Below are 9,977 nucleotides of genomic sequence, written 5' to 3'. Positions count from 1 at the left end.
CGCAGGGCCGCCGCCGTCATCCCGTCCGCGATCTTCAGGCTTGCCGACATAGTCACCCCCACTCCCGGTGGAGCTTCGGTGAATCATGCTCGCTATAATTTGGGAATCCCCTGCGCCCCCAGAGTCAGTTCAGGCGTGAGCCGGTATAAGCAGTATATTTCATTTTTTAGCATGTGCTTCGTGCCGACTACTTTAACTGGCTGGGTATGCCGTGAGAAAACTGGTGTAATGTTGCAATCTTGGTGCGTAACGCCAAAATGTTGAAGAATATTTATGATATCATAGGTCCTCTCACTTATTTGTATATTCCTTTTGCTTCTCCAAGAATCCCCATTATTTTCATCTAAGTGCTAAAATTGTGCCTTGTAATTATTTGACTGAGATAGCATTCTACAAGCGCTATGAAAGTCCTCCTTCACTTTATAAGTGTGGACGAATTCTCTGTAAGGTTCCGGGTAATTTTCCGGACTACCGAATTTCGCGATTACACAATCCGCAATGAACGGAAAACATTCACTCAGTTTTCTCATATATCTTGAGAAATACGTCTTGTAATCTGAGGAGCGCCTCAAATACTCCCATGCAATCTCCATATGAGCATCACGCCAAACATAATACGGACAGGTCTGAGATGGGTAATAATTCCCACACTTTCATCCTATTAATGCTAAACGTTTTCTTTCAGGCAGATAATGTTCTTTAATGTAAATCCCGAAACGCAACTTTTATATATCCCTACTATGATCATCACTCAGTATTTTTGATGCCATTGACTCTATCAATGAGACAGCTCGTCTCAAATTTCCATAGTTTTCCTTACTTTCCCATCTCGGCTTATGAGAATGTAAAATACCACACGACTCGATGAGAAACAGATCATCAGCCATTTTTCGAGCCGTTCACAATTATCGCGGCAATTTTTTGCGTTGCAGCTCTCAGTGCATCATCAAGGAGATGAGCATAACGGCTGGTCGTCTTCGCCTGGGTGTGCCCCAGCAGGGCACCCACCACAGGGAGGCTCTCACCTGACGACACAAGCAGGCTGGCAAAGGTATGGCGGACATCGTGAACCCGGACACCTTCGATCCTGGCCCGGCGGCAAACCGCCGCCCAGAAGGTGCGGATGGTCGTCATATGGCCGTCCGTGCCGTCACCGGGAAAAACCCACGGCGGCGATTCCGCCTTGGGTCGCTTGGCCGTTTTGGCAGCTTGACGCTTGGTCAGCACCTCGACGGCGGCCGGCGACAGGGGGACACGATGGATGCGCTTCTGCTTGGTCGTGGCGGCCGGCTTGATCCACATGCCGACCGCCAGATCGACATGGGACCACTGCATTGCCAACACCTCGCCCACCCGTGCGCCGGTCAGCAGCAGAAGACGCACCACGTCGGCGGAGTCCTGCGCGGGGCTTTGGTCCAGCGCCACATGCAGGCGGGCAATCTCCTCTGGCGTCAGATAGCGCTCACGGCCCTCCTCGGTGTTCCGCTCGATCTTGAAGGCGGGGTTGGCTGGCAGCATTCCCCACCGCTCGGCGGCGGAGAAGATGGCGGAACAGAGGGACACAGCCCGATTCGCCGCGACCGGAAAACGCTGGGAAATCCGGTGATGCAGATCCTCGATGTCCTTGCGCTGGATGTCGGCTATCCGCTTTTCGCCCAGAACCGGCAGGACGTGGTTCTTCAACAGCAAGCGACGGTTCTTCAGGGTGCCGTCACGGTTGCGGCGCTCGGCCACCTCGGTCATCCAGCGGGTCGAGAAGTCGGTGAAGGTCGGGTTCAGATCCGGCTTGACCTCGCGCGCCTCCTTGCGCTCCTGGGCAGGGTCACGGCCAAGGTCGGCGGTGGCGAGCACCTTCCTGGCCTCCTGGCGCGCCTTGTCGAGCGGCACCTTGTTGCAGAACCCGATGGTCATGCGGCGTTCCTTGCCGCCACGAACCCGCATCTGCACGATCCAGGCTTTCGCACCGCTGGGCGTGGCGCGGACGGCGAAGCCGGGCACCTCGCTATCCCAGACGAAGGCTTGCCCCTTCTCCGGCAGCTGTAGCTCGTCCACAAGGGGCTTGGTAAGGCGGACGCGGGCCATGCTTGTGTCACCCCCTACTTACACGAGAGGCGCTTACAAGGCCGCTGGGCGGGCTTTCCGCGTGAGGGCGTCGATTCGCCCGCCATCGGCTTACAGTCCGCCTACACGCCCTGTGTAAGCCCGGATGTAAGCTAGCATGGAGCAAAATCAGGCACACCGAAGCACCGAACTGCATCCCGGTTCGATGCTAACTCATTGATCTCTTAGGGAAGTCGTTGGAGCGGGTGAAGGGAATCGAACCCTCGTCGTAAGCTTGGGAAGCTTCTGCTCTACCATTGAGCTACACCCGCGTGCCCGCTGTTTATAGGCGACAGCTTCGCCGGATTCAAGCGTTCCCGTGAGGAAAACAAGGAATGATCAAGCGATCGCCTTTTGCGGTTCCACCAGGGCCGGCGCGTCGTGGCGGCCGGTTACGGCACGGACGACTCCTTGCGAGACAGCGCGTTGGCAATGCTCGGCGATGGCCTTGCGGCTGGAAAAGCCGTCGATGGTCACCGGGGGGTGGAACTCCACCTCGACGGTCATACCGCCGAGCTTGAACGCTTGCCACAGGTGCGGAGCGAGGTCCATGTCGCCGTACCAGGCGTAGAAGGGGCGGAAGGCGATCCCCATGGGAATCCCGTCCAGCCGCGTCGGCGTCACGCTGACCGGCTGCACCGTCAGCGCCTTGCCTGCGATGCGCCGGGAAGCCACCGCGAACAGGGCGGTCTTGAAGGGCAGCGTGCGGTTGCCGTCGCTCGACGTGCCCTCGGGAAACAGGATCAGGCTGTCGCCGGACTCCAGGCGGGCGCCGATGTCGTCCCGCTGCTTGCCGACCTCCGTGCGCGCCTTGCGCTCGACGAACACCGTCCGTTGCAGCTTGGCGAGCAGCCCGAAGAACGGCCAGCCGGCCACCTCGGTCTTGGCGATGAAGGAACCGGGGATGACGGATCCCAGAACCGTGATGTCCAGATAGGAGGAATGGTTGGAGACGAACAGCACCGGTCCCTCGGTCGCCCGCTGCCCGCGGACGACCACGTCCAGGCCCATCAGGCGGGCACAAGCGCGGTGGTAGAACACCGGCAGCCGGTGCCGCAGCGGCCGCTTCAGCGCCACGGCCACCGCCTGCACCGGGATCAGCGTCACCGTCCACAGCGCGTAGGCCGCAAGGCGCAGCGCGCCGCGTCCGGTCGATCCCAACGCTTGCGCGGTTTCGGTCATCGTGGAACTCAGCCCGGTTGGCCGTCGCGGCTGCGACGTTCGTAATGCTTGAAATACTTGTCGGTGATCAGGTCGGTCTTGACCACGATGCAGACGTCGGTGGTGTTGAACTGGTGGTCGATCACCACGCCGTCGCCGATGAAGCCACCCAGCCGCAGATAGCCCTTGATCAACGGCGGCAGGATGTTCAGCGCCCGCTTCGGGTCGATCCGGTCCTTGTCCATCAGGTTCATCGAGACATAGCGCTCGGGCAGGGCCGTGGCACGGAGATCGGGGGGGGCCAGATGGTGGTGGTGAAGGTAGGCCAGCGGTTCGGCGAGCGCGCCCGGATCGGTCCCCGGCAGGCTGGCGCAGCCGAACATCAGCGCGATGTCGTGGTGGAACACATAGGCCGCGATCCCCCGCCACAGCAGTTGCATGCTGCCGCGCGTCCGGTAGCCGGCGTCCACGCAGGACCGCCCAAGCTCCAGAATCTCGCCCGGCCAGGCGACCAAGGGGGAGATGTCGTATTCGTCGCTGGAGTAGAAACGGCCGGCCCTGGCGGCGGCCGGGCGGCGGATCAGCCGGTAGGTGCCGACCACCATGTCCGGCCCGTTGCCCCGCGCGTGATCGATCACCAGCAAATGGTCGCACAGCGCGTCGAACTCGTCGAAATCGCGCAGTTGCGCCTTCATCGCGTCCGTCGGGACGGCCGCCATCTCGTCGTAGAAAACCCGGTAACGCAGAGCCTGCGCCCAGTCGATCTCGGCGGCGGTCTCGGCCAGCCGCACTTCCAGGGAGCCCATCCGAATTCCGGACGCTTCGCCCTGGTCCACGCTCGTATCAGCCATATCGACGGTTCGCTGCCGTGGTTCGCGACGGTGCGCCGTACCGACCGCCATCGTCACCGGGAGCAAGCGACCGGATCGAAGGAGTGGGCACACACGCATCGCAAGGGATAACACGAAGCGACGGGCGCCGGTCAACCGACATCGTCGGGGAGACCGGCCTCATCGGGCCGCCAAAACGGCGGCGATCCGTCATAAATCCGTCAGAACGGGGCCGTTCAGGCGGCGCCGCGGCGCGCGCGCGTGCCCAGGCCGATCTGCTTGGCCAGCGAGCTGCGCTGGCGCGCGTAGTTGGGCGCGACCATCGGGTAATCGGTCGGCAGGCCCCAACGCTCGCGGTATTCTTCGGGCGACATATTGTACGCTGTCTTCAGATGCCGCTTCAGCATCTTGAGTTTCTTGCCGTCTTCCAGGCACACGATGTAATCCGGGGTCACCGACTTCTTGATGGGAACGGCGGGCTGAGGCCGCTCTTCCGTCACCGTGGGCTCGGTCCCGACATTGGCCAGCGACTTGTAGACCTGCTCGATCAGCGTCGGAAGATCGTTGAGAGCCACTGTATTGTTGGAGACATGCGCCGCCACGATCTCCGTGGTCAGAGACAACAGCGCGTTGGAAGGGGACCCGTTGCTCATGTAAGCTTGCTCCGCAGCATTCGTTCCTCTCCATATAAAGAGGTTTGTGCCAAGGTGCAATATCCATCCTTTGATCATAAAGAGGAAGCAATGAGCGAAAAAAACTCCACCGACTTGTTTCTCGACATCACCAACGAGGTCTGCCCGTTAACCTTCGTCAAGACCAAGTTGATGGTGGAGCGGATGGCGGTCGGACAGGCCCTGGAAGTCCGCCTGAACGCGGGTGAACCCTTGGAAAACGTGCCCCGTTCCTTGGCGGAACTGGGGCACAGCATTCTGTCTCTGAATGCGGAGGACCAGGAGGATTTGACCGGCGTCCACCGCTTGCGGGTGCGGAAAAATTAACGCCTAGCCCGCGGACAGGTCGTGACGCAGCACTAGGGCGGCCACCCGCCCGTCCCGACGCTTGTAGTATCCGGGGCGCCGGCCGACCGAAAAGAAGCCGCAAGCCTTGTATAGACTCCGTGCCGCTTCGTTGTCCTCGGCCACTTCAAGAAACAACGCGGTCGCGCCCAGACGTCGCGCGCCGGTCGACACGGCGTCCACCAGGCGGCGCCCCGCGCCCGCGCGGCGGCCGGACGGCAGCACGCCGATGGCCAGGATCTCGGCGTCCTCCGCCGCAACGCGGGCCAGGGCGAAGCCGATCGGCTCCTCCCCGTTTAGGGCCAGCACGGCGAAGCCGCCGGGCGGGCAGGCCAGCGTGGCGATGGACGCCTCGTCCCAGGGATCGTCAGGAAAACAGGCCTGCTGGAGCGCCGCCACCACGGCGGCCTCCAGCGGGCCGGCGGGGTGCAGCGCGATGCCGCCCCGCCCGGTCGCGGCGGTCACGGTTTGGGCTTCGGCAGCGTGACGTCGGGCGGACGCAGATAGAAGGGCTCGGCCGGCAGCCCGGCCGGCCGCGCCGCGCCCAGCGCCGCGACCACGGCGGCGTCCGGCGTGCCGTCGCCCGCCGCCACCGACAGGCCGTCCCTTTGACCCAGCACGACAAGCAGCGCCGTCGCGCCGTCGCCGGCGAGCAGCAGCGGCGCGTCGGCGGGCAGGAATCCGTCCAGCCAGCCGGGCACCGCCGCCGGGTCCAGCATCGTTGGTTCGCCGACTGGGGTCAGGGCGGCGTCGAACAGTTGGAGGAAGGGCTCCGTCCGGCGGCTGTCGACCGCGACCAGCACCGAACGGCCGGCGCGCTCCACCTCCGGCAGGCCGTGGGCGACGGCGTCGAAGGTGGTGACGCCGACCACGGGCAGGTCGTGCGCCACGGCGATGCCGCGCGCGGCGGCCAGCGCGATGCGCAGGCCGGTGAAGGCGCCCGGCCCGACCGTCACCGCGATGCGGTCGAGATCCGCGAAGCCGGCACCGGCCTCCTCCAGGACGGCCTGGGCCAGCGGCACCAGCAACTCGGCCTGGCCGCGCGCCATCGGCGCGCTGCGCCGGACGGTGATGCGCTTCCCATCGGATCGGGCATCGGCAGCCGCGTCGTTCCACAGCGCGGCGGAGCAGCCCGACGTCGCCGTGTCCAGTCCCAGGACCTTCATCGCCCCGTCTTCCCCGTGCTAGACAGCACTCTCAGGCCCTCCCATTCGCACACTAACGGTTTTACGCATCATGCTGATCGACATCGCGCCGCCGGATTACGACATCGATCTGGACCTTCTCTACGCCACCGCCGACAATCTGTCCGGTGTTCCGATCTACCGCGCGCCGGTGTGCCTGCTGCACCCCGAGGCGGCCCGGCGGCTGCGGGCCTCCATCGCGCTGGCGCACGGGATCGGCTGCCGGCTGCGCGTGTACGATGCCTTCCGCCCGGTCGAGGCGCAATGGAGGCTTTGGCACGCCTTCCCCGACCCGACCTACATCGCCGACCCGCGCCTGGGCTCCAACCACACGCGCGGCGTCGCCATCGACCTGACGCTGGTGGACGCCGGCGGCCGGCCGCTCGACATGGGGACCGGCTTCGACGAGATGACCGAGCGGTCGCACCACGGCCGCACCGATCTGACCGCCGACCAGCAGCGCAACCGCGCGCTTCTGCTGGGGGTCATGAGCGGGGCCGGCTGGGACCATTACGCTTCGGAGTGGTGGCACTATCAGCTGCCCGACGCGGAACGCTATCCGCTGCTGGCCGACACGGCGGTGGGCGGCCGGATGATGTGATCCGGTTCCGCCGGAGGCGACGGTGATCCCCCTTCCGGCGAAGGCGGAATTGCGCGAAAGCGCGGACGGATTGTTGCACGCGCGCATCGCCTCCGGATTGTGAGCGCAAAAGAGGTGAGGTGGGCTTGTCCCGGCGACGTCGAGTGTGGCACACCTCTTGCGTCGAGTCGGGGTTCGCCCCGGCTTCCCATCCCACAGGATGCCATGCTGTTTCGCCGTGCCGTCAAGGCGCTCGCCACCGCCGCGTTGACCGTCTGGACCGCCTTGGTCCCGGTGGGGCGCGTGGCCGTCGCGGCGGAGACCGGCAACAGCGCGGTGGTCTTCGCCTACGACCGTTTCGGCGAGGACCAGAACCCGTCGATCAGCATCCGCCTCGACCAGTTCGAGGCGCATCTCGACGAGCTGACCGACGGCGACTACCAAGTCCTGCCGCTCACCAGGATTCTCGACGCGCTGAAGGCCGGCAAGCCGCTGCCCGACCGCGCGGTCGCCATCACCATCGACGAGGCCAGCCGCTCCGCCTACCAGGAAGCGTGGCCCCGGCTGAAGGCGGCCGGCCTGCCCTTCACCCTGTTCGTCGCCACAGACGCGGTCGATCGCGGCTCCCCCGCCCACATGACGTGGCCGGAGATCCGGCAGATGGCGGCGGCCGGCGTCACCATCGGGGGGCTGGGCGCCTCCACCCAGTCGCTGGTCCCGCGCACGGCGGCGGAGGTCGCGGCGGAACTGCGCCGCATGTCCGACCGCTTCCAGACGGAGCTGGGGCAGCGCCCGACGCTGTTCTCCTACCCGCAGGGCGAGTACTCGCTGGCGGTGCGCAAGACGGTGGCGGAGATGGGCTTCGTCGCGGCTTTCGGCCAGCAATCGGGCGTCCTCCACCCGCAGGCCGATCCGTGGAGCCTGCCACGCTTCGTGATGAACGAGACCTACGGCAGCGTCGACCGCTTCCAATTGGCCGCCAACGCGCTGCCCCTGCCGGTGTCGGATTTGACGCCGGACGATCCCCTGGTGACGGTGAACCCGCCGCCGCTGGGCTTCACCATCGCGGACAGCGTCGGCGACAGCTCCAAACTGGCCTGCTTCGCCGCTGGGCAGGGCCGCACGGTGCTGGAACGCATCACCGAGGACCGGGTGGAGGTCCGCATCAAGGAACCCTTCCCGCCCGGCCGGGCCCGGGTCAACTGCACCCTGCCGGCCCCCGACGGGCGCTGGCGCTGGTTCGGCGTGCAGTTCCTGATCCCGGAGTGAGTCGGGCCTATTTCTTCAGGAAATGCAGGAACGGAAAGCGTTCGAAGTCGTGCCACACGGTCGCGGGCGCGCGCCCGGTTCCCTTGAGGTGGTCGAACACGCAGTAGGGGGCGGCCTGGTCGAGGCCCCAGAAGACCAGTCCCCGGTCGAAATGCCAGCCGATGTAGCGCAGGACGAGGTCGAGGAAACCATGCCCGCCCTCCGTCGCGTTGAAGGCCATGAAGCCGGCGAGAAAATCCCGCATGGGGCCGCGGCCCCGCTTGTCCCGCATGATCGAGATGTCCCACCCCGGCCAAGCCGCCATCGCGGCGCCGGGATCCGCGTCGAACGTCGCGTCGATGTCCACCTGCACGACCGGGACGCCGGCCTCGCGCAGCAACCGCTCCGCGACGGCGAAGCGCGCGCAGGTGTAGTAGGTGACGCGCTGGTGGTTGGACAGTCCCGCGTCGTCGAAGATCTCGCAGGAAGCCGACAGCTTGGCCGGCCGGGCGGCGTGGAGGCGTTCCAACTCCGCGCGCGTTTCCCCGGACGGGTTGATGAGGTGCACGTGCAGCGCGCAGGATGGCGCCCGCTCCTCCCAGGAGGCCAGGAATGCGACGCCGAAGCGCCGCCAGTAGCCCTCGTCGCATCCCGCCAGGATGATCGGCCCAGCGTCCGGACGGGGTGGGGCGAGGACGTGGTGCATCCGTCGCTGGAGCAGGCGGGGCTCGTAGGCGGCCAGGGTTGCGAAGAAGCGCGGCTCTCCCTGGACCATCGTCCAGAACCGTTCGAACGCGTCCGCCTCGCCGGTCGATGACGGGTGCCGACTGAACTTGCGGAAGAACCGGGAAGCCACGGCCAATTTGCCCCGGCGGTAGAGGGCGTAGCAGACGACGGCGACCGCGTTGATGTCGCCGGGGTTGGCGGCGAGATGGGGCAGGGCCGTCGCCACGACGGAGTCCAGCACCGGCTCGTCGATCACCCCGCTCTGGATCGCCAGCAGCGCGGTGCCGAAGTAATTCCTCAGGGCGTTCCCGTGACCGTGGCGGAGGCCGGCGGTCTTGAACAGGTCGAGGGCGGCACGGATTTTTCCGCAATCGACCAGCCGGGCGGCCTCGGACAGATGGGCGGTGAGAAGAGTCGACGCGGTGAGCTTGGCGAGGCCGAGATTGTGGATGCGTTCCGGGTTGCCGGGGTCGGCCGCGTTCAGACGCTTGCACAGCCGCTCGGCGACGTCCGGGGCGCCGCCGTCCGCGAGGCAGGCCTTCGCCCAGGCGTCGAGGGCCAGGGACAGGTCCGGCGTCAGGGCGACGCCGATCCTGTGGACGCGGGCTGCCTCGCCGCCACGCCCCAGCGCCGTCAGGCACGCCGCCAGCGGGATCAGCGCGGCGCCGTGCGTGGGGTCCAGCCGCGCCGCCCGACGGTACGCCCGTTCCGCCGCTTCCATCACGCCATGGTCGCGAAGGGCGTTGCCGAGATTGGCATAGGGCTTCCGGTTGTCCGGCTCCAGGGCGATGGCCAGCCGGTGACTGGCGGCCGCCAAGGCCGTGTCCGGCAAGGCGCGGTAGGCTGAGCCCAGGCTGTCGTAATAGTTCGCGTAGCACCGGTCGCGCTGGATCGCGGCCTGGATGCAGGCGATGCCGTCCGCATGCTGCCCAGTCTGGTGCAGGAGCAGGCCCAGGAGATGCCACGCGTCGGCCACCATCGGGGCCGCCGCGATGATGTCCTGGTAGATTTTGGCGGCTTGCGCGAAGTCCTGCCGTCGATGCAAGCCAACCGCGATGTGAAGCGCTTCGGAGACGGTGGCCATTCTTTGAACACAAATCAAAAAGGCGTTTTGATATAATTTTAATCGCCT

At 65.4% G+C, this 9,977-nt stretch carries 10 protein-coding genes and 1 tRNA gene; 3 read left to right on the top strand and 8 right to left on the bottom strand.

Annotation, left to right across the window (positions count from 1 at the left end; all coding sequences use genetic code 11):
- Positions 1-879: 879 nt before the first annotated feature.
- The 5 genes from EJ913_RS24160 to EJ913_RS24140 form a co-directional block, all read right to left on the bottom strand.
- Positions 880-2,082, bottom strand: coding sequence for a tyrosine-type recombinase/integrase (locus EJ913_RS24160; protein ID WP_127002717.1), 1,203 nt, complete (start codon positions 2,080-2,082; stop codon positions 880-882).
- Positions 2,083-2,298: 216 nt separating this feature from the next.
- Positions 2,299-2,372: transfer RNA gene (locus tag EJ913_RS24155), tRNA-Gly, on the bottom strand.
- 67 nt (positions 2,373-2,439) lie between these two features.
- Positions 2,440-3,282, bottom strand: coding sequence for a lysophospholipid acyltransferase family protein (locus tag EJ913_RS24150; protein ID WP_127002715.1), 843 nt, complete (start codon positions 3,280-3,282; stop codon positions 2,440-2,442).
- Between the two features lie 8 nt (positions 3,283-3,290).
- Positions 3,291-4,112, bottom strand: coding sequence for a GNAT family N-acetyltransferase (locus tag EJ913_RS24145; RefSeq protein ID WP_127002713.1), 822 nt, complete (start codon positions 4,110-4,112; stop codon positions 3,291-3,293).
- A 215-nt stretch (positions 4,113-4,327) separates the two neighbouring features.
- Positions 4,328-4,744, bottom strand: a complete 417-nt coding sequence (locus EJ913_RS24140; protein ID WP_127002711.1) for a Ros/MucR family transcriptional regulator — start codon at positions 4,742-4,744, stop codon at positions 4,328-4,330.
- A gap of 90 nt (positions 4,745-4,834) precedes the next feature.
- On the opposite strand from EJ913_RS24140, the gene EJ913_RS24135 reads away from it, so the two are divergent.
- Positions 4,835-5,089, top strand: a complete 255-nt coding sequence (locus tag EJ913_RS24135) for a sulfurtransferase TusA family protein (RefSeq protein ID WP_127002708.1) — start codon at positions 4,835-4,837, stop codon at positions 5,087-5,089.
- Positions 5,090-5,092: 3 nt separating this feature from the next.
- Here EJ913_RS24135 and EJ913_RS24130 read toward each other — a convergent pair whose 3' ends face one another.
- Complete coding sequence (locus tag EJ913_RS24130) at positions 5,093-5,572, bottom strand: GNAT family N-acetyltransferase (protein WP_238522290.1); 480 nt, start codon at positions 5,570-5,572, stop codon at positions 5,093-5,095.
- A complete protein-coding gene (tsaB, locus tag EJ913_RS24125) occupies positions 5,569-6,273 on the bottom strand; it encodes a tRNA (adenosine(37)-N6)-threonylcarbamoyltransferase complex dimerization subunit type 1 TsaB (protein ID WP_127002706.1) in 705 nt (234 codons plus the stop codon). The genes EJ913_RS24130 and tsaB overlap by 4 nt, the downstream gene beginning before the upstream one ends.
- Positions 6,274-6,343: 70 nt before the next feature.
- Between tsaB and ddpX the strand changes: the two genes are divergently transcribed.
- Together ddpX and EJ913_RS24115 are read left to right on the top strand one after the other, a co-directional pair.
- Positions 6,344-6,892 (top strand): D-alanyl-D-alanine dipeptidase, encoded by a 549-nt coding sequence (gene ddpX, locus EJ913_RS24120; RefSeq protein ID WP_127002704.1) that lies wholly within the window; start codon positions 6,344-6,346, stop codon positions 6,890-6,892.
- A gap of 204 nt (positions 6,893-7,096) precedes the next feature.
- Complete coding sequence (locus tag EJ913_RS24115; RefSeq protein WP_127002702.1) at positions 7,097-8,140, top strand: polysaccharide deacetylase family protein; 1,044 nt, start codon at positions 7,097-7,099, stop codon at positions 8,138-8,140.
- 7 nt (positions 8,141-8,147) lie between these two features.
- On the opposite strand, the gene EJ913_RS24110 is transcribed toward EJ913_RS24115, so the two are convergent.
- The gene (locus EJ913_RS24110; protein WP_244939478.1) at positions 8,148-9,890 is read right to left on the bottom strand and encodes a tetratricopeptide repeat protein; all 1,743 of its coding nucleotides are present in this window, start codon (positions 9,888-9,890) and stop codon (positions 8,148-8,150) included.
- Between the last annotated feature and the right edge of the window lie 87 nt (positions 9,891-9,977).

Origin of the sequence: Azospirillum doebereinerae (genome assembly GCF_003989665.1) — a bacterium.
Classification (GTDB): domain Bacteria; phylum Pseudomonadota; class Alphaproteobacteria; order Azospirillales; family Azospirillaceae; genus Azospirillum; species Azospirillum doebereinerae.
The sequence above is the reverse complement of the archived record's forward strand: the minus strand, read 5'-3'. Positions and strand labels throughout refer to the sequence as shown.

Excerpts from the sequence above, each read along its gene's own strand:
- EJ913_RS24160 (WP_127002717.1), bottom strand. The coding sequence starts at position 2,082 with ATGGCCCGCGTCCGCCTTACCAAGCCCCTTGTGGACGAGCTACAGCTG.
- EJ913_RS24150 (WP_127002715.1), bottom strand. The coding sequence starts at position 3,282 with ATGACCGAAACCGCGCAAGCGTTGGGATCGACCGGACGCGGCGCGCTG.
- EJ913_RS24145 (WP_127002713.1), bottom strand. The coding sequence starts at position 4,112 with ATGGCTGATACGAGCGTGGACCAGGGCGAAGCGTCCGGAATTCGGATG.
- EJ913_RS24140 (WP_127002711.1), bottom strand. The coding sequence starts at position 4,744 with ATGAGCAACGGGTCCCCTTCCAACGCGCTGTTGTCTCTGACCACGGAG.
- EJ913_RS24135 (WP_127002708.1), top strand. The coding sequence starts at position 4,835 with ATGAGCGAAAAAAACTCCACCGACTTGTTTCTCGACATCACCAACGAG.
- tsaB (WP_127002706.1), bottom strand. The coding sequence starts at position 6,273 with ATGAAGGTCCTGGGACTGGACACGGCGACGTCGGGCTGCTCCGCCGCG.
- ddpX (WP_127002704.1), top strand. The coding sequence starts at position 6,344 with ATGCTGATCGACATCGCGCCGCCGGATTACGACATCGATCTGGACCTT.
- EJ913_RS24115 (WP_127002702.1), top strand. The coding sequence starts at position 7,097 with ATGCTGTTTCGCCGTGCCGTCAAGGCGCTCGCCACCGCCGCGTTGACC.